Source organism: Cupriavidus sp. F041 (genome assembly GCF_057814235.1).
Window position 1 is genome coordinate 2,119,975 of the sequence record NZ_JBVASY010000002.1, and the last position, 23,468, is coordinate 2,143,442.

Consider the following 23,468-nt stretch of genomic DNA (forward strand, 5'->3'; position numbering starts at 1 on the left):
GGCTTAGCCGTCGATCCCCTGCGACTCCAGGTACTCGTCATACGTACCGAGGTAATCGGTCAGCGTGCCGTCGTTGCGCACTTCGATCACGCGCGTGGCCAGGCCGCTCACGAACACGCGGTCGTGCGAGACGAAGACCAGCGTGCCGGTGAACTTGTCCAGCGCGATCTGCAGCGACTCGATCGATTCCATGTCCATGTGATTGGTCGGCTCGTCGAGCGCCAGCACATTGTGGCGGCCCAGCATCAGCTTGCCCCAGATCATGCGGCCCTTCTCACCGCCTGAGAGCACCTTGACGGATTTCTTGATGTCGTCGGCCGAGAACAGCAGGCGGCCCATGGTGCCGCGCAGCGACTGGTCGTCGTCGCCGGCCTGGGTCCACTGGCTCATCCAGTCGATCAGGTCGCGGTCGACCGGGAATTCCTCGAAGGTGTCCTGCGGCATATAGCCGACATTGGCGTTTTCGGCCCACTTGATGGTGCCGCGATCGACTTCCACGCCGCCCTTGATGGTGCTGCCCAGCAGGCTGCGCAGCAAGGTGGTCTTGCCAGCGCCATTCTCGCCGATGATGGCCACGCGCTCGCCGGCCTGGATCGCCATCGACAGGTTGTTGATGACCTTGCGGTCGTAGGTCTTGGTGATGCCGTCAGCTTCCACCGCCAGGTTGTGCAGCTTCTTCTCGAACTCGAAGCGGATGAAGGGATTCTGGCGCGACGACGGCTTGATGTCCTCGACCTTGATCTTGTCGATCTGCTTTAGGCGCGAGGTGGCCTGGCGTGCCTTGGACTTGTTGGCCGAGAAACGGCGCACGAAGTCCTGCAGCTCGCCGATACGCTCCTTGGCACGGGTGTTGGCCGCCAGTTGGCGTTCGCGCGCCTGCATGGAGGCTTCCATGTAGTCGTCGTAGTTGCCCGGATAGACCTTGAGCGTGCCGTAGTCCATGTCGGCCATGTGCGTGCACACGGAGTTCAGGAAGTGGCGATCGTGGGAAATGATGATCATGGTGGAATTGCGCTCGTTGAGCACTTGTTCCAGCCAGCGGATCGTATTGATGTCGAGGTTGTTGGTCGGTTCGTCGAGCAGCAGCACGTCCGGGTTCGAGAACAGTGCCTGCGCCAGCAGCACGCGCAGCTTCCAGCCCGGCGCCACATTGCTCATGGTGCCCTGGTGCTGGTCGGTGGGGATGCCAACGCCCAGCAGCAGTTCGCCGGCACGCGCCTCGGCCGTGTAGCCGTCGTACTCGGCATACTTGGCCTCCAGCTCGGCGGCCTTCATGTAGTCTTCGTCGGTGGCTTCGGGGTTCGCGTAGATGGCGTCGCGCTCGGCGGCGGCGGCCCACATCTCGGTGTGGCCCATCATGACCACGTCCAGCACGCGCATGTCTTCATAGGCGAACTGGTCCTGGCGCAGCTTGCCCAGGCGCACGCCCGGCTCCAGCATGACGGTGCCGGCGGACTGTTCGAGATCGCCGCCGAGGATCTTCATGAAGGTCGACTTGCCGCAGCCGTTCGCGCCGATCAAGCCGTAGCGGTTGCCCTCGCCGAACTTGACCGAGATATTCTCGAACAACGGCTTGGGGCCGAACTGCATGGTGATGTTTGCGGTAGAAAGCACGTCTGGAACCTTGTATGGATGATGAGGCGCGGGACTCGCGCTTGCCTCGGGCTGCCGCTTGCCAAGGACTGAGCAAAATGCTGATCGCTTGGCAGCGTGGGCGGCTTAAGGCCCGGCGTGGCGACCTGGCGGTGCGTTGGCGCGGGGCCCTGGCAGGGAAATCGGGAAACAACCGGTAATTTTACCACTCGCGGGCAAAGGAACGAAGCGATAGGCCTCAGATGTGGGTGGATGCCGCTGCTTTCAACACCGGATACCCCGACAGCGACAGCGAAAAGCCGTCCGCACGTGCGCTCAACTGCGCCTGCCCGCCAACCGGCAGTGTCAGCTTGCGCGGGCAGTGGCCGAACGGCAGGCCGGTGAGCACCGGCACGTCCAGGCGCTCCTGCAGGTAGGCCACCACCGCGGGCAGGTCGTAGCCATTGTCGTAATCGGTCACGCGGTAGTTGGAGAAGTCGCCCAGCACGATGGCGCGCTGCGCGCCAAGCACGCCGGCCTGGTCCAGTTGCAGCAGCATGCGCTCGACCCGGTATGGCGGCTCGTTGACGTCCTCGAGGAACAGGATGCCGCCCTCCACGGCCGGCATGAAGGGCGTGCCCAGCAGGCTGCACAGCATCGCCATGTTGCCGCCCCACAGCGTGCCCGATAACGTGCCGGTAAAGGGCTGGCCACCAGCCTGCGGCGCGGCCACGTCGACGGCATACGCCGGATTGCGCAGCACGCCGTCGAAATGCTCCCACATGAACGGATCGACCACCTCCACACCGAAATCCGCCAGCAGCATGGGGCCGGCGAAAGTGACCCCGCCCGTGGCCGCCAGGTAAGCCAGCTGGAAGGCCGTGAAATCGCTATGCCCGACGATTGGTGTCTGGCTGGCGCGCGCCTGTTCGGCGATGCGGGCGAAGTCCACGCGCTCCAGCAACCGCGCAATGCCGTAGCCGCCCCGCACCGCCAGCGTCAGCTCGTGCGCCGTGCCGGTGCCGATGGCATGCAGGTCCGCCAGGCGCTCGGCATCGCTGCCGCCGAAGCGCAGGTAGCGGCGCGCCAGCACGTCCGGGTTGCCGACATGGAAGCCATGCCCCTTGAGCCAGGCGCAGCCGCGCGCGGCGATGGCGACATCGTGCGGATAGCCCGACGAAGCGATCAGGCGGACTTCAGTAGGTGGCGTGGGCGTGGTCGTGGGCTGGCTCATGCTTCGGGGTTTTGGCTTGGGTCGGTTTCAGTGGAACGGGTGGTGACTTCGGGGCTGCAATGCGCGCAACCCGGCGCGACGGGCCGGACATCACTCCCGGAAGCGGCGCAAGCCGCTGCCTGCGCCGCTTTCTGGGCAGCCTTCTGCGCTCGGCGCCTGCCGCCGAAGAAATCCTTCAGCATGCGCGAGCAGTCGTCGGCCAGCACGCCGCCGGCGATCGTGGTCTGGTGATTGAGCTGGGCCTGCTCGAACAGGTTTAGCACGCTGCCGGCCGCGCCCGTCTTGGGATCGGTGGCGCCAAACACCACGTGGCGAATCCGCGCATGCAGGATGGCGCCGCTGCACATCACGCACGGTTCCAGCGTCACGTACAACTCGCACTCCGGCATGCGGTAGTTGCCGATCACCTGCGCGGCGGCGCGCAGTGCCTGCATTTCCGCGTGGGCGGAGGGATCGACCGAGCGGATCGGCAGGTTATGGCCGCGGGCGATGATGGTGTCGTTCCACACCACGACCGCGCCCACCGGCACTTCGCCAGCAGCTTCGGCCAGGCGTGCCTCGTCGAGCGCGGCGCGCATGTAGCGGCGGTCGCGCTCCAGGGCGGGATCGGGACTGGCGTCGGCCGCCTGCGGCGGAAGGAGCGGCGCGTTCATCTCGGCTGGCATGCGATGGGTCGGCCGCGTCAGTCCTGCGCGGGCAGGGTAAAGGCGGCGCTGACCTCGGCCCAGCAGTTCGGGGTCTCGAACAGCACCAGGCGCGTGAGCTGCAACTGGTGGCCAAAGCAATCCTTGAACACCGGCGCGAGCATGTCGAAGGCGATCTGCGCCAGGTTCTCCACGGTGGGGATCGCATCGAGCACGACCGTCTTGTGCCCGTCCATGGTCTGCAGGAAATTCAGCAACGCCGTGTCGCCGCGATAGATCAGGAAGGCGTGGTCCCACTTGGAGACCAGGTGCTCCGTGGCCAGCGCCTTGATATCGCTGAAATCCAGGATCATGCCCTCGTCCGAGGCACCGGCGCGATGCAGCACCTCGCCCGACAGCGTCAGGTCAAGGCGATAGCGATGGCCATGGATGTTGCGGCACTGGCCGCCATGGTTGGGGATACGGTGGCCGGAGTCGAACTCCAGCCGGCGGGTAATGGAAACTTGCTTGTTCATGAGGGCCGATGGGTGCCGAGGGGATGCCGATACGTGCCGGTGCGATTTACCGGATGCCTAACAGCTTGTGGGTTTGCAGCGAGAGGCGCCAGAGCGGGCGGCGCTGGCAGAAGTCCACCGCGAGGGCGGTATTTTGCCGTGCCAGCGGGCCGTCCATGGCCTGCACCAGGAAATAGCGGAAATCAAGGCGCTCGTATGCGGCGAAGTCCTGGCCATCCTGGGGGATCACCACCTTGAGCTCGTCGCCGCGCGTGACCACCAGCTCGGCGCCCATCTTGGGGCTCACGCAAACCCAGTCGACGCCGTCCGGCACCGGCAGCGTGCCATTGGTCTCGATGGCGATCTCGAAGCCGCGCGCATGCAGGGCGTCGATCAGGGGCGCGTCGAGCTGCAGCAGTGGCTCGCCGCCGGTGCAGACCACCAGCGGCCGTCCGGCGGCGCTGCTCTCCACGGACTGCGGCCACTGGGCCGCCACCATGTCGGCGAGCGCATCGGCGGTGCGGTACTTGCCGCCCTCGGTGCCGTCTGTGCCGACAAAGTCGGTATCGCAGAACTGGCAGACCGCGCTGGCACGGTCTTCCTCCCGGCCGCTCCAGAGATTGCATCCGGAGAAGCGGCAGAACACTGCGGCCCGGCCCGCGTTGGCGCCTTCGCCCTGCAGTGTGTAGAAGATTTCCTTGACGGCGTAAGTCATGCTGGCTGGTAAAGCTTTAGGTAGCTGTAGGTAATTGTGGGTGATGCAGTCACGATGCGGCCCGACGGCGAGACGCGTCGGCGAAACACGTCGGCGGAGCGCTCAGGCCGGGGGCCGGCAAGCTGCGCATGGCGCAGGCAAGTCCCGGGCGGCGCACGGCGAAGGCCGGGAGGAATGTTCCAGGGGAGCGACGCGCGGCGAATGGCGGGCAAGCTGCGGCTAACTTGCTATTTTCGCACAGGTACGGGATCGGCTCCAGCCGCGCCCTCTTCTACCTGCCTTCCCCTGCCCAGGAGACAAGTCTGCTCCGGGCCACATGCCGGCCTAGACCTTCGCCCAGCCGGCCGTACGCAAGCGCTCTCCGACGAAGTCCAGGAAACTGGCGATCCGCGCCGAAAGCTGGGTGTTGAGGTAGTAGACCGCATTGATGGACTGCCGTTCATCGATGGTGCTCCCCATCAACACCTGGACCAGATCGCCGCGGCGCCGGTCGGCCTCGGTCATGAAATCGGACAAACAGACCAGCCCCTCGCCGGCCAGCGCCAGCTGGCGCAGGGTCTCGCCGCTGGATGCCGCCAGATGCGGCGTGATCTGCACCTCCTCGCCCATGGCGCCGCGCAGGGGCCAGCGGTTGAGCGAATCCGGCTGGTTGAAGCCCAGCAGGCTGTGGCCGGCAAGATCCGCCACCGTTTCCGGGCGGCCCCTTGCCTTCAGATAGGCCGGACTGGCCAGCACGCGCACCCGGCTGCTGGCCAGGGGCCGGGCATGCAGCGTGGAGTCGCGCAGCCGGCCAATGCGGATCGCCACGTCGGTGCGGTGCTCCAGCAGGTCGATGATCTGGTCGTTGGTATTGAGTTCCAGCTCGATCCCGGGATAGGCGCGGCGGAATTCCCCGACCAGCGGCACGACCACATGCAGCATGAAGGGCGATGCCGCATTGACCCGCAGCCGCCCCACCGGCTGCTGGCGGCGCACGGCCATCTGCTCCTCCGCCAGTTCGACCGAGGCAAGGATGGCGCGGCCATGCGCCAGCAGCGCCTCGCCCTCCTCGCTCAAGGCCAGCCGCCGGGTGGTCCGGTGCAGCAACGTCGTGCCCACCTTCTCCTCCAGGCGGCTCAGCGCGCGGCTGATCCCCGACACGGTCTGCCCCAGTTGCTCGGCCGCGGCCGTAATGGATCCGCTATCCACCACGGTGGCAAAGGCCTGCAGTTCTTCGAGAGTGATCTTCATTCTTGAATACTAATCAAATATCTTATCCAGATCACCCACTTATTCCGCAACAAAGACAGCGGCAAACTGCGCCCATCCCAATTCCCGGACGCTTCTGGAGCTAACCATGCCCATTGCCCTGTTCGCGCTGACCGTCAGCGCGTTTGCCATCGGTACCACCGAATTCGTCATCGTCGGCCTGATTCCCACCATCGCCGCCGACCTCAGGATCACGCTGCCCTCGGCCGGGCTGCTGGTCAGCCTCTATGCGCTCGGCGTGGCCATTGGCGCCCCTGTGCTGACCGCCCTCACCGGCCGCCTGCCGCGCAAGGCGCTGCTGCTGTCGCTGATGGCGCTGTTCACGCTGGGCAACCTGCTGGCATGGAAGGCACCCGGCTACGAATCGCTGATCCTGGCCCGGATACTGACCGGCCTGGCCCACGGCGTCTTCTTCTCGATCGGTTCCACCATCGCTACCAGCCTGGTGCCGAAGGAAAAGGCCGCGAGCGCGATCGCCATCATGTTCACCGGGCTGACGGTTGCCCTCGTCACAGGCGTGCCGCTGGGCACCTTTATCGGCCAGCATTTCGGCTGGCGCGAGACCTTCCTCGCGGTATCGGCGCTCGGCCTGGTGGCCTTTGTCGGCAGCCTGATGTTCGTGCCGGCCAATATCCGCCACAGCGCCCCGGCCTCCCTGCTGCAGCAGGCCAAGGTGCTGGCGGAGCCCCGCCTGCTGCTGGTCTACGCCAAGACCGCGGTCGGCTATGGCGGTTCGTTCATCCCCTTCACCTTCCTCGCCCCCATCTTGCAGGATGTGTCGGGCTTCAGCGCCGGCGCGGTCGGGCTGGTCATGCTGGTCTACGGCGTGTCGGTCGCCGCGGGCAATATCTGGGGCGGACGCCTGGCAGACCGCCACGGGCCCATTCCCGCGCTCAAGATCGTATTCCTGCTGCTGGCGATCGTACTGTTCACCCTGACTTTCACCGCAGCGCACCGCTGGCTGGTGGTAGCTACCGTGCTGGCATGGGGCGCAGTTGCCTTCGGCAATGTACCGGGCCTGCAGGTCTACGTGGTCAAGCAGGCGGAGCGCTATACGCCGCACGCGGTGGACGTGGCATCGGGGCTGAATATCGCCGCATTCAACCTGGGCATTGCCGGCGCGGCCTGGGCCGGCGGACTGATCGTGACCCATATGGGACTGATGCATACGCCGTGGATTGGCGCGCTGGTGGTGCTGGTGGCACTGGGCCTGACCGCCTGGAGCGGCCGCCTGGACCGGCTTGACCAACAGCCCGCGTCCGGACGCGAACTGGCGGCCAGCGGGGCCTGAGCCCGGCGCGGAACGCCTGCGGACGAGGCCGCCCACGGCACGATGCCAGGGCGGCCTCGCTGCTTTTCCCCTCCGCATGGCGCCTGGACGGGAGGCCGCCGGGAGCGGCCGTCCTTCGATCAGGACAGACCGAGATAATCGCGCTTGCCAACCGGAACGCCCTTATGGCGCAGGATGTCGTAAGCGGTGGTCACGTGGAAATAGAAGTTTGGCAGCACAAAGCCCAGCAAATAGGTTTTGCCGTCGAACGTCACCGGATTGGGCCGCAGCTTCAGTTCGATGGTGCGCGTCTCGCTGCCGTCAAGCTGGGCGGGTTCGATGGTCTTCAGGAACGCCACCGTCCTGGCGATGCGCTCCTGCAGTTCCGGGAAAGTGGTCTCGGTGTCGGCGAAGGACGGCATCTCGATACCCGCCAGCCGCGCCGCGCAACCCTTTGCGCTATCGCTGGCGCGCTGCACCTGCGCCGACAGCGGATCCATATCCGCCACCAGCCGGGTCTGGATCAGGTCGGCAGGGTCCATGCCCTGCGCCTGCGCAAAGGCGGCGCCCTTGTCCAGGATGGCCGACAGGCTGCCGAAAGCCCGGATAAAGGCCGGGATTGATACTTCATACATCGAAAGTGACATGGGGGTGATCCTTGGGTGGGATTGCCGAACGCGCCATCCTGCCGGCGCGCGAACTGCGCCCCGGCCTGGGTGAGCGACACGGCGAGGATAAACCCTCCGGAAGTTTTTCGCCGGCCGGCCCCCGGGCTCCGGTCAAGGAAGCGGCGGGCGGCAAGCGAATCGCCGCGGCCTCGGTTTGTGCCAGATACCAAGCCACTCGGCTGCGCGATATTCGCCCGGCGGCTGGCGAACGCCTTCCACCACTGGCGACGTTTTCGCGTTGATCCAGCGGGCCACGGTAGCCCGGCGGCCGCCCGATGCGCAACACTACAGCCATACCAGGCTCCAGTGAGACCACAAGCGATGAGAACCGATCCGAACCCATTCCCCTCCGCCGATCAGCCCGGCCCCGAAGCGCTGGCCTATTTGCGCGCATCCCGCCTGGTCAGGATGCTACGCGGGTGGTACATCCACGTGATGGTGTACCTGGCCGTCAATGCACTCTTGTGGCTGCGGTACTTCTTCCTGCCGGCGCCGAACTGGACTCGCCATCACCTTGACAGCTGGCCGTGGCCGATGGGAACGACGCTGGCCTGGGGCCTGGCGCTGGGCCTGCACGGCCTGGTGGTCTGGGTCCGGATCAGTGGCCGCGGGCGTGACTGGGAGGAGCGCAAGATCCGCGAGTTCATGGGCCGGGACTGAAGCGGCGGCCATCCACCCTGCCCCGGCCTACATCTGCCTGAACCGGTGCATGTAGGCCCGGGACACCGGCAATTCGTCCTGGCTGCCATGTAGCCGGACAAACAAGCGGCCGCTGCCGTCCCGCCGCGTGCCCGCCACATGGTTCATGTTGACGATGGTCGACCGATGAATCTGCCAGAACCACTCGGGATCCAGGCTGCCGGCCAGTTCGGCCAGCGGGGTGCGGATCAGGTGCTCGCCGTCGCGCGTATTGACGACCGTGTACTTGTCGTCGCTCTGGAAGTACAACACCTCCTGGACCGGTACGTGGCTGGTCGTATCCCCCCGGCTCGCACGCACCCAGCGCAGCGGCTCGCTCGCTTCTGCGCCGCCGAGCCGGCGCGTCAGCTGGCTCAGCAGCCGGGCCAGCTCGGGCGCAGGCGTAGCCTCTTTGAAGGCCTTGCGCAAACGCTCGACGGAGCGGGCAAGGCGCTCGTCGGTCACCGGCTTGACCAGGTAGTCGACCGCCTCCCGCTCGAAGGCCTCCAGCGCATACTCATCGTAAGCCGTGACGAACACCACCCTGGTGTCGGTTTCCAGCCCCTGCGCCACCTCCAGCCCGGACAGGCCGGGCATCTTGATGTCCAGGAAAGCGACGCTGGGCGACAGCCGGGAAATGGCTTCCGCCGCCTGCAAGCCATTGGAGACTTCCGCCAGCACCTGCATTTCGGGCCACAGGCGAGCCAGCTTGGCACGCAGGTGCGCGCGCAGGTGCTCTTCGTCGTCGGCGATCACCGCGGTCGGGGTCATGACGAATCTCCGGTCAGGTCATGGGAGGCAGAGGCAGGTCGATCAGGACGGCTGTGCCGGGGGAACGCTCTTCGATCCGCACCTGCGCATCGCCGTCGTACAGGACGGCCAGCCGCTCGCGCAGGTTGGACAACCCAACCCCCGAGCCATCGGACGGCTTGAAGCCCAGGCCGTTGTCCTCGACGCAAGCCAGCATGCGATCGTTGCGGCGCTGCAGCCGCACCACCAGCCGGCCGCCCTCGATCTTGGGCTCCAGGCCATGCTTGATGGCGTTCTCGACCACCGGCTGCAACAGCATCGGCGCCAGAGGCGCCTTGGCCAGTCCGGGGTCGATGTCGATGGTGTAGTTCAAGCGCTCACCCATGCGGATCTTGATCACCTCCAGGTAATCGTGGAGCAGCGCAGCCTCCTGGGCCACGGTTCCCTGCGTCGAACGGCTCGCCGTCAGCGATGCCCGCAGGTAGGCGATGAAATGCTCGAGCATCAGCGTGGCGCGGGGCGGAGACGATTCGATCAGGCTCACCACGTTCGCCAGCGTATTGAAGAGGAAATGGGGCTCGATCTGGGCCTGCAGCAACCGCATCTGCGCCTCGACCAGCTGTTTCTCGGTCGACAGGACACGGACCCGGTCGCGCGCCAGCAGCTCGGCGATCTTGCGCTCCTCCCACTGGCGGCCCAGCAGGCCGATCCGGGTCCAGACCAACAGGCCGTGCACGGCCACGCCAGTGCCCCAGCCAAACAAGGGACCCAAAACCCACAGCCGATGCGGAACCGTCATCAGATTGATGACAACCAGGATCGTATTGATCGCTACATAAAGGATGGCGTGGGCATAGAAACCACGCAACGACCGGACGCGCCGCTTGGCATCGTCATAGGCGCGCTGGTCGGCGACGCTACGCCACAACTGGGTTGGGGTCGGCTGCAAGGGTATAGGAATCGGGCTCGCACAGAGTTTGAGCTTACCACCGCAGATATGCGTTCCGCGGCGCTTTGCGCCGGACCGACGGAAATGCGGCGCCAGTGACGGATGATCGGTGGACTCCTGATTTATGATAATCGGCTACCCTCACTCGATGATGCGCATCGCCCCGACGACGACATGAACGTCCCATTTCCGATTCGCAAGGAGTGTCCACCAGGCGCCTGCACGTGCGGCCGGGAAACCCTGCTGAGCGACCCGCAGGCAGACATCCGGATCCTGAGGCTGACCAGGGAAGAAGAAAAAAGGCTGATCACCCGCCTTGAAAGCCTGTCGAGCCTTGCCGACCTGAAGGACATGGAGCGGCGCATGTACGCGCAACTGGGCATCGTACTGACGATCACGCCCAGCATCCACGAAGTGCGCACGGTGCGCGGCATCAGCATCCAGGTGGAGGAGCAAACCGGGTTGTGCCGCAAGACCAAGCAAGCCATTCCCGCAGCGATACGCCGCTGCCTTGAGACAAACCCGGATATAGCGTACGCGATCCTGAACGCGCACGACTTGCTGGACGGCACGTGAGGCCTCTCCCCACCTGTCATTCCGCCACGATCTTCCTGTCGCCGGCGATGTGCTTCCACTGCGCAAGATCCTGCCTCATGCGCGTGCCGGATTCAGAAGGACTCATTGCCTTGGGCGCCGAGCCGTGACCTGGACGTTGCCCGGGTTCACCACCTACCCGAGACGGCCGCGACACTCCATGCGGCCACTCCGGGGGGGGGGGGGCCGGCAGTCCCCGCACGGTGATCCAATTCCCCGCGACACCATGGCGAGCGACATCCTGAGGTACAGCGCCCTGCCTCACGAGCGGTAAGTCCGAATGCTTGCAAGACGGATCCCAATCGAGGCCGAGAGGCCGCCCTAGCGCGTCCAGTTTCAAGCAGAAGGCGTCCATCGGCCCCAATTCAATGGCACCGCCTCCGGACGCTGCGCCGCCGGCCTACACCTGGTGCTGCTGCTTGAGGGAAAGCTGGACCTGTCGTATGGCAATCGGCGCGTGGTACTGACGACCGCCTGCCCACGCGGCGCACACGAGCTTTCCCATGGGCGGCCGGGCTGCGCACAGTCATTCCTGATGAACGCCATCGAGCCCGCAACCTTCAGCCGTCGAATCAGCAAAGGAACCTATGCGCGACGACTTAGTTTCGACATCTCCGACGAATGGCTGCAGCACCTCCAGGAGGCCAGTTGCGCAGCAATGCCGGCGCGCTTGCGTTCTCTGCAGTCCTCTCGCCTGCTGACGCAGCCCTGGCTGCCCACGCCACGCGCGATAGCCCTGCCCGCAATGAAAACCAATGACGCATGGCCGTTGCAGGTGAGAAAAAAACATGGAGACCAGTATGCGAATCCTTCCACGTCATCCTAAGTTTGGGGGCAGTTGCACGCGCCGTGCCTATGGCAGAGAGCACTGCTTTCGCGCCCCGACCGGGGCCGCGTCATATGCAACACCTCGCCGTCTCTTGGAATGCGCAACCGCGCTTCGACACCTGCCTGCCTTGCGGCGAGCGCTAGCGCGGAGCGCGTCACCGGACAGTGGCTGAGCGCTTCCAGATGATTGGCAACCACCGTGCCAGGCGCCAGGCGGGTGAATTCGACGACCTCGTCGATGCCCATGATGATGTCGCTACCCATATCGAATCGCGCACCTCCGGCGGGTACGACGCAGACTTGCGGGCGATGGTGCGCAACGAACTCCCGGACCGTTGGCGTGAGGACGGTATCGCCGCTCAGGTAGAGGCTGGGCTCATCCGGCACCTCGATCAGATAGCCGACCCCGTGCTCCATCAGCTTGCCGACCAAGCCACGGCCGTGCGTGCAGCGAACCGTGCGAATCCGACCGCCCATGAAGGGGCTGGGCTGCCCATGCGCTTCCGGCAACGGCTGGACATTCAATCCGCGTTCGGCCAGATGGCGGGCATCGTGCGGTGTGCAGATGATCGGAAGCTGCCGATCGCGCAGCCAATTTTTGGCCGTGCGGTCCAGATGATCGAAATGACCTTTCTGGCAATGCGTTATCAGGCAATGGGTGACCGACTCAAGCGCTGTCGCAGCCGATTCGGGTAAATCGACCAATGGGTTACGTTGCCTTGCGCCGAATACCCGCAAAGGCGGAAGCGCATCTTTAGGGGCAAACATCGGGTCGATCAGGATTCGATTCGGCCCGAACTCCACAATGATGGTCGCGTTGCGAAGGTGGTGAATTTTCATGACGAAGCCTCCGGGAAGAAACCTTATTGTCTCGACGCGGAAACCCGTTGAGAATGGCGAAATTGGACACAATTGATTCGGTTTCTGCCATGCCAAGACCACTACGCATTGGTTTGCTTCTATTTCCGGGCTGTATGCCGGCAGGGTTATTCGCGTTTTCCGATATGCTCCACGCTGCCAATCGCCGCGCGAACGGCATGCTGTTCGAAACGCACTACGTTGCGCTACACACCGGGACTGTCGAATGCGCCCACGGCTTGTCACTGCATGTTCCCAGGCCGCTGGATCTCGCCAGTCTTGACGCCATCCTGGTGCCAGGCTTTTGGGCGGAGTCAGTGCGGCAGGTAGAAGACATGATTGTGGCCAACGCTGGCCTCGTATCACTGCTGGCGGCCCGTCGCAAGAACTTGCTGCTGTGGAGTTATTGCAGCGGCGTCTGTTTGCTGGCGGAAAGCGGGCAACTGAATGACCAGGCCGCGACCGTTACCTGGTGGTTGGCGGAGGCAATGGCGCAGCGCTACAGGAAGGTGAAATGGCAAAGCGAGCGGAATTGTGTCGTCACCGCGCGTACTGCCTTACATTCCGCACGTCGAGGACACAATTTGACGCGAATTTCGTTGCTAGCCTGGCGTCCGAAAGGCGTGCTCTGAGACGCCGAGTAACGTGAGCACCTGACGCTGCAGATCCGTGAGCGGCACGTCAAAGACTTGCACGGTGTGCGCACCTTCGATCAACTTGTGGCGCTCAGCGAGACTGAATAAACGTAAGATTTGTTCGGTAGTGGGGCGTCTGCACTGACGCTGCTCCGGGTACAGAGGAAGTTCATCGATGTGCTCGCGCTTCATAGCAAGACGTAGCTCGCGCTCGATGAGCGCCTGCACGAGTAGCGCGAGGAAGTAGAGGGTGAAGAGCGCCTCGATTCTGCCCTCGTCCTTCAGGAACACGGGCGCGATCTCGTGCACGGTCTTGACCTGTTCGAAGCGCTTTTCGATCATGGGCTGGCCCTTGTGGGCTTCCAGCACCTGGGCCGGTGACAGGCTGCGATCGTTGGTCATCAGCGGGTACATGCCATCGCTTTTGTGGTCATAGGCGATCGCCTCATCGTCCGTGGTCCACTCGATGTCAAAGCGCCGCTTGGTGATCTTGCGGTAAGCGGTCTCGGGTCCGGGGCGACCCCGCTGCGTCTGCTTGTACTGATGTTCTTCGCGCACGGTGCGGCGGACTTTCAGGTAGCGGCCGACGTGGTGCTTCTCGAGAATCCCCTTGATCTGCAGATCGATCTCGGCGGCGCCCCGCAGTCTCGTCTTCGCGCCGGCGAGCCGCGCGCGTAACTGTTGGAGCGCTTCAATGGCCGCGGCAATGTTTCTGCGCCGCCGGGCCTCCTGGCGTAGCGTGAGTAGCGGGCTCCAGACCCACACGACTGGCCAGGCTTCGGCAGACGGTAAGGGCGCCCGATAGACATACCAGCAGTCGCGCGGCCCGTCGCTGTGGCGTCGATTGGGGCGGTCGCACACACAGGTCCAATCAGGGGTGTTGGTCTGGATCCAGTGGCGGAACTCGCTGTCTTCCAACCGGTTGCGGGGCATCACGGTAACAAAGCGCCCGCCCGCGCGATCAATGTAGTCCGTGTTTTCTCGCGAACACAGTTTTGAATCGGCCACATAGAGAAAGTCGCTGCGCCCTGCCACGGCGCGCAGCGTATTCCAGGTCTCGATGTGGGTACGCGAGTCGCTCGCGTTGCCGTCGGCACAGCGAAACGCGATGGGGATGTTGCCGTCGGCGGTCATGGTGAGGATGAACAGCAACTGCTTCAGATCGGGGCGATGGTCCTTTGAGTGGCCATAGGTGATCACCGGTGCGGTTCGCCCGCGAATCTTGCGGCCTGAGGCGCCACGATAGCTGCCGCAGAAGCGGATCGAAGTGCTGTCGTTATGGCACTCGTCGAAGTTCACGCCGAAACGCTCCCCGACTGCCAACGCCACCTCGGTCAACAAGGCCGCCCGGTCGGCGTCAAACAGCCGATCCAGCGCGCGTCCGAGCCGATCATCGCCGAGGTGCGCCATCTCCTCCGCATGGATGCCGAACATCCCACTGGCGAAGCCGTGCACGGTGTCGTGTTGGCGGTAAATCGGCTCGCGTTCGACGATGATCGAGCGCAGCAGGACGCCCAGGGCTCTGGCGTGAGGAACCGCACAGCGTGCGTCCGAGGGGACGTGTCGATCGAGCACGTCCTCCAGGCCAATGCGTTGAATGAAGTGATTGATGAGGGGTAAAGGACCCAATCGCTCGCTGTGAAGGATGAAGCGAGCCTTGTGCGGAGAAGGTTCTTGCGTGCCTTTCATTCTGTCGCTAAGCTTAGCGACAGACGCCTAAAAGTCAAGTTTATGCCACGCCGTCCCGAAACCATCATCAAGCAAGCTCGCGAGCGGATCGAGCGCATCCGGGAGAGGCTAAATGCGATCGACTATCTGTGTTCCGGGACGCTACTGGAACGCATGAAGGTCTGCGGCAAACCGGGCTGCCGCTGCGCGCAGGATCCCGACGCACGCCACGGCCCGTACTATGAGTGGGGGCACATGAAAGACGGCAAGCTTGTCCATCGGACGGTCTCACCCGAGCAAGCCGCCGTGTTACGGCGTGCCATCGCCAACTACCGGCAGGCGAAGAGGCTGATGCAGGCCTGGGAGGACGAAACCGAACGCCTGATAGACGCCGAAGCGCCCCGCAAACCCTGACCTACCGGCGCCCGGGAAATTACGCGGAAATTCAATCGGCGACCTGCGGAAAGTAAGTACTGCCACCGCTTCTGACGTGAATGGCTATCTACCTATTGCCGAGGCGCTGATAGAGCGGCATGTCAGTCCCGATGTATTGCGTGACCTAGTCAATCTGATGGTACTTCCCCGTGCTGTTCAGCCTCACCGAGCCTTCCAGGCCATGAGCCTGATCGAGCAATCCAGCCGCTTGCTGCGCCAATTGCACGCGCTGGTTGAGCAATTGCCTGCCGAACAGATCACGGTGCAGCAATTGGCGGAGCAACTCTGCATGTCGGAACGCACGCTCGCGCGCAAGGTGAGAGGCGAGACCGGGGTCGCGATCGCGGCGTATGCCCGCTGTATCAAACTGAACCAGGTCAGTGACCGCCTTATCCATACGACATCGCCAGTCAACGTCCTCAGCGCGGAGCTAGGATTCAGTAGCGATTCCAATATGCGCCGCATGTTCAAGGAGCTGACTTCGCTGACACCCCTGGAATACAGGCAACGTTTTGCGAGATGACGAGGCATTCGGCATTGCTACGGTCGTGCGAGAAAAACTGCCGGACTCACGATATCGACGCCATGGAAAGGATGTAGAACCTGCAAATCCGCATCCCCCGAAATGATGGCTTCGGCCTCGCCATTGAGCACGACATGGAGAAACTTGTCATCCTATGGATCGCGGCATGCTGTCACCCGCGGCGTCGCCGTTCAATGCCTCGTGCCGGCCTATCCAGCCGCACCGGCATAGCCGGTGCGTGGATGGACGGCGGCTACTTCACCGGCGTCAGGATCGGTGCGCCCTTGTTCTTGATCAGGAAGACCACGAACTTTGCTGGCTGCGTAGTGCTGGCATTGCGTCCGACGGTGTGAATATCGTTGGGACGTTCGTGGAAGGTTTCGCCCGCCTTGAGCGTCACCTCCTTTCCGCCCCTGACGCCCATGACGATGCTGCCCTCGAGCACATAGACGAAGGCGTGCGCGTCATGGCGATGCACGGGATCGACAGCGCCCGGCGGATACTCCACCACGATCATCGTGGCCTCCTTCCCCGGATACTCGGGCAACGCCTCCGTGAGCAAGGGCGTGACACTCGCCTCCGGCGCAGCGGCGGCCGGCTGTGCAACCATGAAACACGACACCATCAGGGTTACCGCAATGGATGCGACCGTCTTCATGGCATCACTCCAGATTGGCTTTGTCGAGCCCGAACGCCTTGTCCGATGAGCCGGGCACCATGCGGAACGCCACGTTCAGGCGGTTCCAGGTATTGATCGCCCCCACGAGGAACGTGAGATCCGACAGTTCCTTCTCGCTGTACTGGGTGCGCACGCGTTCATAGATTTCGTCTGACACGCCATGGGCGGGAATGTTGGTCAGTTCCTCGGTCCAGGCCAGCGCGGCGCGTTCGCGCGGCGAGAACAGCGTCGACTCGCGCCAGATCGCCACGTGATGCAGGCGCAATTCGCGTTCGCCGTGGATCTTCGCCATCTTGATATGCATGTCGACACAGAACGCGCAGCCATTGAGCTGCGATGCGCGAATCTCGACTAGCTCGCGAATGGGCTGTTCGATCGTGGTGTTCTGGAACAACGCGTTAAGCTCCACGAGCTTCTTGGACAGTTCCGGCGATTGCTGGAAGTAATTCGTGCGTTGCGACATGTTGACTCCTGGTGATTTGATCAAGGTTTTATTCACGAACCTGTGCTGCTTACTTGGGCATGTGCCCTTCGGACTATTTTTGTTGCGATTGACGCATCCATTCCTCGAAGCCGATGCGCCCGAGGCGTGCCTCGCCCAACGGCACGAGCGAATCTTCCTCGACCAGGCCGCCGAAGTAGCGTGCCTCGGGGTCGCACACGACTTCACGCGGGTCACCAACCGCCTTCAGATATCGGGCGATGATTTCGTTGAACGGTGCGCGTTCCGGGCCGGCGATCTCGACGATGCCGTTTCGCGGTGGAGCGAGCGCGACATCGGCAACGATGGCTGCAACGTCATCCGCCGCAATGGGCTGGAACAGGCCGGGAGAAACGCTGACAATGTTTCCTTTCGTACTGGAATCGGCGATGCCACCGCTGAATTCCATGAACTGGGTCGAGCGGATGATGGTGTACGGGATGCCGGAGGCCTCGACCAGTTTCTCTTGCGCGACCTTGGCGCGGAAATAGCCATTGTCGGGAGTCCGGTCGGTACCGACGATGGAAAGCGCGACATGGTGCTGGACGCCCGCTGCGGCCTCCGCCGCGTGAAGGTTTCGGCCGGAAGTCTCGAAGAACTCCAGCACTGCTTTGTCTTCAAACGACGGGGAATTGGCGAGGTCGATCACGACCTGAGCGCCGGTCAGGGCCTCCTTGAGCCCCGCGCCAGTGATGCTGTTGACACCGCTCTTCGGCGAGGCGGCGACGACGTCGTGGCCGCCCAGGCGCAGAATGGGAACGGTCTTCGAGCCGATCAGGCCGGTCCCGCCAATGATGACAATCTTCATGATGCTTCTCCGTACTGAGGAAGGTGGAACGATCCACGAAGCTATGTTAGGTAACGCCAAGTCCCCGCGCCAGATCGACTCGAAGCGCGCGGTGTTTCCTGTTTGGCATCAATCCTGATGCGGGTTACCTGCTGCTTTTCGTTTATCGAAAATGTGATCTTGCGATACCCTGCGTTACACCAGCGCGCCGCTGCGTAGCGATTGCGTGGCCTGCGCTTCGATCACAATTTGAGGCACTTCCGCAAAAGCCAGGCCCGTCGCATGCGTGAACCTGACGTCCTTGAGTCCGATGATGCCAAGCACGGCGGAGAGATACGGACGAAAGAAATCGGGCTGGACGGGCGGATCCCGGAACATGGCGCCGCCGGATGTCACCGCCACGAACGTTGGGCGATCGCGCAGCAATCCGATTTTTCCTTCAGGCGTGGCGGTAAAGGTCACGTCGCGTCGAACCACGAGATCGATCCAGTTCTTAAGCACGGCCGGCACCGTGAAGTTGTGCACCGGGGTGGAGATCCAGAGCAGATCGGCCTGTTCGATCTCCCGAATCAGCGCATCCGACACGGCAAGCGCCGCGCCATAGCGTTCCTTTGCCTCAGCGGCGGGCAGCAGCAGCGACTCTGCGTACTCCGCGGTGATGGCTGGCAGCGGCTCGGCACCAAGGTTGCGTCGCGTCACATGAATCTCCCGCCCGAATTGCGCGGACAGCGCAGGCAGCAATTGCCCGGTCAGGTGCCGGCTCGTGGAATAGTCACGGCGCGGGCTGCAATCAAGCAGCAGCAGGTTGAGGGGCTTCATTGCAGCACCATGCAGAAGTGGAGACCCTCGGCGAGCAGCCCGGAACGGAAATAGAAGCGCTGGGCCTTCGCGTTGGCGAGTCCGGTATCCAGGACGAGTCGCTGGCAGCCCTCTGTGCGTCCAAGCTCGCGCAGCGCTTGCAGCAGACGCTCGCCGTGGCCCTGCCCCCGGCCTCCGGCATCGGTGATCAGATCGTCTACGTACAGGAAGCGCCCGTGGATCAGGTTGTCGAGCCGCCGATATCCGGCCAGCGCAACAGGTTTGCCATCGTCCCAGAGCGCGAGCAGCCGGTAGCCTTGCCCGCTTTGCAGCGTGACGTTGGCCAGAAAGTTTTCCGGCATTTGCAGCTTGGGGCGCAGTTGCTGCATGACAGGGAAACAGGCAAGGATGTCAGCCTCCGTCTCCGCATGTCCGAGAGTCAGGTTGTTTGTCATGGTGCCGATGCGTGCTGGTTTGTGTAGGCTTCAATGTAGTTGAGCGATGACACAGTCAACAGGCACATGTTTATCATTTTCTACTAGGCCATCGACTTGATGGCTGTATGACCTATGGGTGGTTTGTCATTCGATCGACCAGGCGGCGAATGAGGGGTGTGGCCGACACGACAACCGGCAGCATGGTCAGCCAGGAGACGCTCCAGGACCTTAGCCAGTGCTGAAAGAACAGGCCTTCCTCTGCAAATGGAATGCTTGCGATGGCAGCAGCGATGGAGCAGGTCAATCCGGCCTGGATTACGCCATAGGCGAAATAGCTGTAGCGCGAAGGAATCTTAGGCATGTGAGTCGCCCCTATGCATTCTTTGAACCAGACACTCATGCACCCCGCCATTGCCGCGCCAAGGGCTGTCGCCCCTGGCGCATGACAGGCGCTATGCGGCTGCTCCAACCTTTCCTGCTAACCGCTGCACGGTTTCGTTGGTATCCCACAGCGCGTTTGCGATGAAACGGAAGTTGACCAGCGCCGCGTGATACCCGTCGCCTTCCGGTAGCTTCGGCCCGGCTACGGCGTCGCGCACGACAGCAACCTCGAAACCTTGCTCCAGCAGATCCCGCAGATGGGATTCGACGCACAGATTGGCGGCCATGCCCGCAAGGATCACCTGGTCGACGCGCTGCTTGCGCAACTGCAGGACAAGGTCGTTGGCCTGCGGGCCGTACAGCTTGTGCGTGGAGCAGATGATGGTCTTGCCATCCTCGATATACGGCTTGAGCTCCGGCATGAAGTCCGCGCCCGAGTCACGGAATCCGTCCAGGTTCAGCGCGCCAGGACGGTCGAACATGCCGATGGCATGCTGGAACATTTCGGCGGGGCCCTGCACTTTCCATGTGTGATCATGGGGAAAGTAATAGTGGGGCGAGATGGCGACCGTGATGCCAGCCTGCTTTGCGGCCTCGAACAGACGGACCAGGTTGGGCACAAGGTTCTGCTCCGTCACGCTTTCTCCTACGACGCCCCAGCTACGACCTTCGGGGCTCATGAAGTCGATCTGCGGGTCAATCACGACGAGCGCGGTGCGTGGCAGGTCCAGCGTAAAGTCGCTCTTCGGCAGAGCCGGATCAACGGGATCTGCATACGGGGTGTGGTGGTTGCACATGGGAAGTACCTCTTATGGTGAGCCAGTCTGCCGGTGCCTTCGTGGGGCCCGGCAGACGCGGCGTCGTTTCAACTACGGATGAATGCCAACAGGTCGGCGTTGAATCTGTCTTTGTGGGTGTCGGTGAGCCCATGCGGCGCACCGGGGTAGACGATCAGCTTCGAGTTCCTGACGACCTTTGCCGATGCGCGTCCAGCGGCGTCGATCGGCACGATCTGATCGTCGTCGCCGTGGATGATCAGGGTCGGCACGTCGATCTTCTTGAGATCCTCGGTGAAATCGGTTTCCGAAAATGCCTTGATCGAGTCGTACGTACTCTTGTGTCCGCCCTGCATGCCCTGCGCCCACCATGCGTCGATCAATCCCTGCGACGGCTTTGCGCCGGGACGGTTGAAGCCATAGAACGGCCCGGCCGGCACGTCCTTGTAGAACTGGGACCGATTGGCAAGTTGTGCGGCACGCAGGCCGTCGAATACTTCGATTGGCAGTCCGCGCGGATTGGCGGCGGTCTTCACCATCAAAGGCGGCACGGCTGAAACCAGCACCACCTTTGAAACGCGGCGCGTACCGTGCCGGCCGATGTACCGGGCCACCTCGCCTCCACCCGTGGAGAATCCCACCAGGATGGCGTCCCGCAGGTCAAGCCTCTCGAACACAGTGGCCAGATCGTCGGCATAGGTGTTCATCTCATTGCCATTCCATGGCTGGCTTGAACGGCCGTGGCCACGACGGTCATGTGCAACGGCTCGGTACCCTTCCGACGCAACGAGGATCATCTGGGATTCCCAACTGTCCGAGCTCAGTGGCCAGCCATGGCTGAATACAACGGGGCGACCGGCGCCCCAGTCCTTGAAATAGAGCTGGGTGCCGTCCTTTGCCGTGATGTAGCTGCCTGAGGCCTTGCCGCTTGCCGTTGAGGGACTCGATCCCTTTGCCGACGGTGCTGCCGCAGCAGGTCCGGCCAAGCTGGAAGCCACCAGCGCGCTGGCGGCGGCCGCGCTGCCGAGCAGCAGGTTACGTCGCGATACGCCTTCGTTGAGGCTGCGAATTGAAGACATGGTAAGGCTCCTTTGTTGGCGCGTGAGCGCGCCGCTCCAATATATACGACCAGTCGTCTATTTAAAGATGCAAAAAAATTTCAGTACAACAACCGCTTCAGCGTGACTTGCTGAAATCGTCGGCAGGCGTCGCCATTGCGCTCGACCTTGCTGCGCAGGACCGCCCCCTCCCAGGCTTCGATGATGATGGACGCGAGCTGTGCGGAATCACAGTCCGCCGGCAGTTCCTGGCGCATCCTGGCCTCATCAAGGCAGGCTGTGATCATGCCTTCCCAGCGCGCCAGAATGCGCTCCAGAGCCGATCGAACTTCACCGCTGGTATTGGACAATTCGAGGGAAAGGTTGCCAACAAGGCACCCAAGCTTGAATTCTTCTGCCGCGTGGTCCCCTACCAGCAACTCGAACAGCTTTTCGATCCTGGCCAACGGCGTGATGCGCGCGTCGTACATCACTTTGCCGTGGCGTTGCTCAAGGGACTCCCAATAGGCTTCGAGCACTTCGGCGGCAAAGGCCTCCTTGCTGTCGAAGTAGCTGTAGAAGGATCCCTTGGGAACCACTGCGGCAGCTACGATGTCCTGCACGCCAGATCCGTTGAAACCGGACCTGTGAACAACGCGACCGCCGTCGATAAGCAGGCGGTTACGGATCTCGGGGTTGGCGGGTCTTGGCATGTCGAAACGGTCAATGAAGGGGACGGAATGAACAATAGACGACTGGTTGGCTATTTGTCAAGCATCCAGTGACGATCGTCTACGCTTTCAGCGCGCGCATCAACTCCGCAACCAGGCGATCGGCCTCGGACTGGCTGCGGAGATTGGTAAAGCCCATCATCAAGCCACGCCGCCCGGGCGCACCGTGCCGCCACGCGGTCAGCGAATGGATGGCAAATCCTGCCTCGCGCGCGCGGCGGGCCATCGCCAGATCGTCAAGATCGTCCCTCACGTCGACCAGAAGGTGCATGCCGCCATCCTGCAGGCGAACCGTGAAGCCGTCCGTTTCGTATGGCGCCAGCGCCTCGGCCAACATCGCGCGCCGTCGCGCGTAAAGCGTGCGCATGCGTTTGATATGTCGGGCGAAGTGCCCCTCGGCAATAAACTCCGCCGCCGCGGCTTGCAGGAGTTCGGGGCAGCCCCCATGCACCGTGCGCCTGCAGGCCAGCTCCATGGTCGGCACCTGACTTTGCGGCACGACCACGTAAGAGAGCCGTAGCCCCGGGTAGAGTACCTTGCTGAGCGTGCCGCAATAGATCACCCGGTCGCATGTGTCCAGGCTCTTCAACGCCGGCAACGGATGGCCGCGGTAACGATATTCGCCGTCGTAGTCGTCCTCGATGATCCACGCCCCCTGCTCACCAGCCCAGTCGAGCAGTTCGACGCGCCGTTGCAGTGTCAGTGCGACGCCAGTCGGGCTCTGATGCGAAGGCGTCACCACGGCCAGGCGCGCCTTCGGAAAGTGCTGACGCCCAAATTCGACGTCGAGGCCCTGATCATCTACCGGCACATTCCAGACATGCAAGTTCTGGCGCTTGAGTGATTGCGCTGTCGGAGGGTAGCTGGGGTACTCAACCCAGGCGCTTTCGCCCGCCAGCTTGAGCGCGTCCACAATCAGCGCGAGGCTGGCGGTATATGCGGGCACGACGAACACTTGGTGCGGCTGGGCGTCGATGCCACGCGAGCGTTGCAAATAGCCGGCCAACGCTTCCCGCAGCGGGCCAAATCCCGCTGGCGGAGGCTTGGTCAGCGAGCCGGCGCTGCGTATTTGCCGCGCCATCAACCTTGTCCATAGTTTTCGCGGGAACTCATCAAGCGCGGGAAGCCCCAGTTGCAACGGCGCAGGGATTCCACCGTCCGTTTCGATGGATAGCTCGGTGGATTCCTGGTCCGGCGGCGTGCGGCTAGAGCCAGGTGCCGCAGCCGCGCGGCGGGGGCGCGATGACGTAAGCTGTTCGGAAACGAAGGTCCCCGCAGGACCTTTGGCAATCAGGTAACCTTCGCCCAACAGCCTGTCATAAGCAACCTGAACAGTGCCGCGGGCCACCCCGAGCTCGCCTGCAAACGCACGCAAGGATGGCACCCGCTGACCGGGTTTCAGTTGCCCTTGCTGAATCGATGCGCGAATCCGGGCGTAGATCTGCTCATGCAGCGGCGCTGCATTGGATGGATCCTGAGCCGGTGACTTCGTCATAGCCTAGCCCGCGCTGCGTAGCAGCACCATCGCGTACTGGTAAAACTCTTGGCCCACCTCGGTCATGGCGAACTGGCGCGATGTCCGGTTGATGAGTCGAACG

At 63.2% G+C, this 23,468-nt stretch carries 27 protein-coding genes and 1 pseudogene; 7 read left to right on the forward strand and 21 right to left on the reverse strand.

All coding sequences use genetic code 11. The features are described from left to right. Nucleotides 1-3: 3 nt before the first annotated feature. The 6 genes from ACZY0R_RS27050 to ACZY0R_RS27075 form a co-directional block, all read right to left on the reverse strand. A complete protein-coding gene (locus ACZY0R_RS27050) occupies nucleotides 4-1,614 on the reverse strand; it encodes an ABC-F family ATPase (RefSeq protein ID WP_045238449.1) in 1,611 nt (536 codons plus the stop codon). 217 nt (nucleotides 1,615-1,831) lie between these two features. Then, on the reverse strand, nucleotides 1,832-2,806 hold the full coding sequence (gene ldcA / locus ACZY0R_RS27055; RefSeq protein WP_488862712.1) for a muramoyltetrapeptide carboxypeptidase: 975 nt from the start codon (nucleotides 2,804-2,806) through the stop codon (nucleotides 1,832-1,834). Beyond that, complete coding sequence (gene tadA / locus ACZY0R_RS27060) at nucleotides 2,803-3,459, reverse strand: tRNA adenosine(34) deaminase TadA (RefSeq protein ID WP_488866205.1); 657 nt, start codon at nucleotides 3,457-3,459, stop codon at nucleotides 2,803-2,805. Before tadA ends, ldcA begins: the two co-directional genes overlap by 4 nt. Nucleotides 3,460-3,488: 29 nt before the next feature. Then, nucleotides 3,489-3,965 carry a 6-carboxytetrahydropterin synthase QueD gene (gene queD / locus ACZY0R_RS27065; protein WP_045238451.1) on the reverse strand — a complete coding sequence of 159 codons (477 nt, stop codon included), beginning with the start codon at nucleotides 3,963-3,965 and terminating at the stop codon, nucleotides 3,489-3,491. 46 nt (nucleotides 3,966-4,011) lie between these two features. Continuing rightward, nucleotides 4,012-4,659: a 7-carboxy-7-deazaguanine synthase gene (gene queE, locus ACZY0R_RS27070; protein ID WP_488862714.1), complete on the reverse strand. Its 648-nt coding sequence runs from the start codon at nucleotides 4,657-4,659 to the stop codon at nucleotides 4,012-4,014. 324 nt (nucleotides 4,660-4,983) lie between these two features. After that, nucleotides 4,984-5,889, reverse strand: coding sequence for a LysR substrate-binding domain-containing protein (locus ACZY0R_RS27075; protein ID WP_488862716.1), 906 nt, complete (start codon nucleotides 5,887-5,889; stop codon nucleotides 4,984-4,986). A gap of 106 nt (nucleotides 5,890-5,995) precedes the next feature. On the opposite strand from ACZY0R_RS27075, the gene ACZY0R_RS27080 reads away from it, so the two are divergent. Further along, nucleotides 5,996-7,198 (forward strand): MFS transporter, encoded by a 1,203-nt coding sequence (locus ACZY0R_RS27080; RefSeq protein ID WP_488862718.1) that lies wholly within the window; start codon nucleotides 5,996-5,998, stop codon nucleotides 7,196-7,198. Nucleotides 7,199-7,317: 119 nt separating this feature from the next. Here the strand turns inward: ACZY0R_RS27080 and ACZY0R_RS27085 are convergent, their stop codons facing one another. Beyond that, a complete protein-coding gene (locus ACZY0R_RS27085) occupies nucleotides 7,318-7,824 on the reverse strand; it encodes a DUF1993 domain-containing protein (protein WP_488862720.1) in 507 nt (168 codons plus the stop codon). Nucleotides 7,825-8,166: 342 nt separating this feature from the next. Between ACZY0R_RS27085 and ACZY0R_RS27090 the strand changes: the two genes are divergently transcribed. Then, nucleotides 8,167-8,505, forward strand: a complete 339-nt coding sequence (locus ACZY0R_RS27090; protein WP_488862722.1) for a 2TM domain-containing protein — start codon at nucleotides 8,167-8,169, stop codon at nucleotides 8,503-8,505. Between the two features lie 27 nt (nucleotides 8,506-8,532). Here ACZY0R_RS27090 and ACZY0R_RS27095 read toward each other — a convergent pair whose 3' ends face one another. Both ACZY0R_RS27095 and ACZY0R_RS27100 read right to left on the reverse strand, forming a co-directional pair. Then, entirely contained in the window at nucleotides 8,533-9,294 is a 762-nt protein-coding gene (locus tag ACZY0R_RS27095; protein WP_488862724.1) for a LytR/AlgR family response regulator transcription factor, read from the reverse strand. A gap of 13 nt (nucleotides 9,295-9,307) precedes the next feature. Further along, nucleotides 9,308-10,222, reverse strand: a complete 915-nt coding sequence (locus ACZY0R_RS27100; RefSeq protein WP_488862726.1) for a sensor histidine kinase — start codon at nucleotides 10,220-10,222, stop codon at nucleotides 9,308-9,310. 174 nt (nucleotides 10,223-10,396) lie between these two features. Here ACZY0R_RS27100 and ACZY0R_RS27105 point away from each other — a divergent pair, with 174 nt between their 5' ends. Further along, nucleotides 10,397-10,798 carry a hypothetical protein gene (locus ACZY0R_RS27105; RefSeq protein WP_488866207.1) on the forward strand — a complete coding sequence of 134 codons (402 nt, stop codon included), beginning with the start codon at nucleotides 10,397-10,399 and terminating at the stop codon, nucleotides 10,796-10,798. 412 nt (nucleotides 10,799-11,210) lie between these two features. Then, nucleotides 11,211-11,642 (forward strand): annotated as a pseudogene (locus tag ACZY0R_RS27110) (hypothetical protein); the annotation flags it as partial. Here ACZY0R_RS27110 and ACZY0R_RS27115 read toward each other — a convergent pair. Beyond that, a complete protein-coding gene (locus tag ACZY0R_RS27115; protein WP_488862728.1) occupies nucleotides 11,639-12,484 on the reverse strand; it encodes an MBL fold metallo-hydrolase in 846 nt (281 codons plus the stop codon). The pseudogene ACZY0R_RS27110 and the gene ACZY0R_RS27115 sit on opposite strands and share 4 nt — an antisense overlap. Before the next feature lie 53 nt (nucleotides 12,485-12,537). On the opposite strand from ACZY0R_RS27115, the gene ACZY0R_RS27120 reads away from it, so the two are divergent. Next, nucleotides 12,538-13,134: a type 1 glutamine amidotransferase family protein gene (locus ACZY0R_RS27120; RefSeq protein WP_488862730.1), complete on the forward strand. Its 597-nt coding sequence runs from the start codon at nucleotides 12,538-12,540 to the stop codon at nucleotides 13,132-13,134. On the opposite strand, the gene ACZY0R_RS27125 is transcribed toward ACZY0R_RS27120, so the two are convergent. Next, nucleotides 13,105-14,826, reverse strand: coding sequence for an IS1634 family transposase (locus tag ACZY0R_RS27125; protein ID WP_488859241.1), 1,722 nt, complete (start codon nucleotides 14,824-14,826; stop codon nucleotides 13,105-13,107). The genes ACZY0R_RS27120 and ACZY0R_RS27125 overlap by 30 nt on opposite strands. Nucleotides 14,827-14,868: 42 nt before the next feature. Here ACZY0R_RS27125 and ACZY0R_RS27130 point away from each other — a divergent pair, with 42 nt between their 5' ends. Further along, a complete protein-coding gene (locus ACZY0R_RS27130; RefSeq protein WP_488857120.1) occupies nucleotides 14,869-15,219 on the forward strand; it encodes a DUF6788 family protein in 351 nt (116 codons plus the stop codon). 202 nt (nucleotides 15,220-15,421) lie between these two features. Next, a complete protein-coding gene (locus tag ACZY0R_RS27135) occupies nucleotides 15,422-15,763 on the forward strand; it encodes a helix-turn-helix domain-containing protein (protein WP_488862731.1) in 342 nt (113 codons plus the stop codon). 253 nt (nucleotides 15,764-16,016) lie between these two features. On the opposite strand, the gene ACZY0R_RS27140 is transcribed toward ACZY0R_RS27135, so the two are convergent. From ACZY0R_RS27140 to pdxR, 10 genes are all read right to left on the reverse strand, one after another. Beyond that, nucleotides 16,017-16,421 carry a cupin domain-containing protein gene (locus ACZY0R_RS27140; protein WP_488862733.1) on the reverse strand — a complete coding sequence of 135 codons (405 nt, stop codon included), beginning with the start codon at nucleotides 16,419-16,421 and terminating at the stop codon, nucleotides 16,017-16,019. Nucleotides 16,422-16,425: 4 nt separating this feature from the next. Beyond that, nucleotides 16,426-16,905 (reverse strand): carboxymuconolactone decarboxylase family protein, encoded by a 480-nt coding sequence (locus ACZY0R_RS27145; RefSeq protein ID WP_488862735.1) that lies wholly within the window; start codon nucleotides 16,903-16,905, stop codon nucleotides 16,426-16,428. Between the two features lie 73 nt (nucleotides 16,906-16,978). Beyond that, complete coding sequence (locus ACZY0R_RS27150) at nucleotides 16,979-17,731, reverse strand: SDR family oxidoreductase (protein ID WP_488862737.1); 753 nt, start codon at nucleotides 17,729-17,731, stop codon at nucleotides 16,979-16,981. Nucleotides 17,732-17,905: 174 nt separating this feature from the next. Beyond that, nucleotides 17,906-18,529, reverse strand: coding sequence for an FMN-dependent NADH-azoreductase (locus ACZY0R_RS27155; protein ID WP_488862739.1), 624 nt, complete (start codon nucleotides 18,527-18,529; stop codon nucleotides 17,906-17,908). Beyond that, a complete protein-coding gene (locus ACZY0R_RS27160) occupies nucleotides 18,526-18,963 on the reverse strand; it encodes a GNAT family N-acetyltransferase (RefSeq protein WP_488862741.1) in 438 nt (145 codons plus the stop codon). The genes ACZY0R_RS27155 and ACZY0R_RS27160 overlap by 4 nt, the downstream gene beginning before the upstream one ends. 112 nt (nucleotides 18,964-19,075) lie before the next feature. Next, nucleotides 19,076-19,306: a DUF2798 domain-containing protein gene (locus ACZY0R_RS27165; RefSeq protein WP_488862743.1), complete on the reverse strand. Its 231-nt coding sequence runs from the start codon at nucleotides 19,304-19,306 to the stop codon at nucleotides 19,076-19,078. 91 nt (nucleotides 19,307-19,397) lie between these two features. Next, nucleotides 19,398-20,123 (reverse strand): cysteine hydrolase family protein, encoded by a 726-nt coding sequence (locus ACZY0R_RS27170; protein ID WP_488862745.1) that lies wholly within the window; start codon nucleotides 20,121-20,123, stop codon nucleotides 19,398-19,400. Between the two features lie 68 nt (nucleotides 20,124-20,191). Further along, nucleotides 20,192-21,181, reverse strand: coding sequence for an alpha/beta fold hydrolase (locus tag ACZY0R_RS27175; protein WP_488862747.1), 990 nt, complete (start codon nucleotides 21,179-21,181; stop codon nucleotides 20,192-20,194). Nucleotides 21,182-21,261: 80 nt separating this feature from the next. Next, nucleotides 21,262-21,852, reverse strand: coding sequence for a TetR/AcrR family transcriptional regulator (locus tag ACZY0R_RS27180; RefSeq protein WP_488862749.1), 591 nt, complete (start codon nucleotides 21,850-21,852; stop codon nucleotides 21,262-21,264). 79 nt (nucleotides 21,853-21,931) lie between these two features. Then, nucleotides 21,932-23,365, reverse strand: coding sequence for a MocR-like pyridoxine biosynthesis transcription factor PdxR (pdxR, locus tag ACZY0R_RS27185; RefSeq protein WP_488862751.1), 1,434 nt, complete (start codon nucleotides 23,363-23,365; stop codon nucleotides 21,932-21,934). Nucleotides 23,366-23,468: the final 103 nt, after the last annotated feature.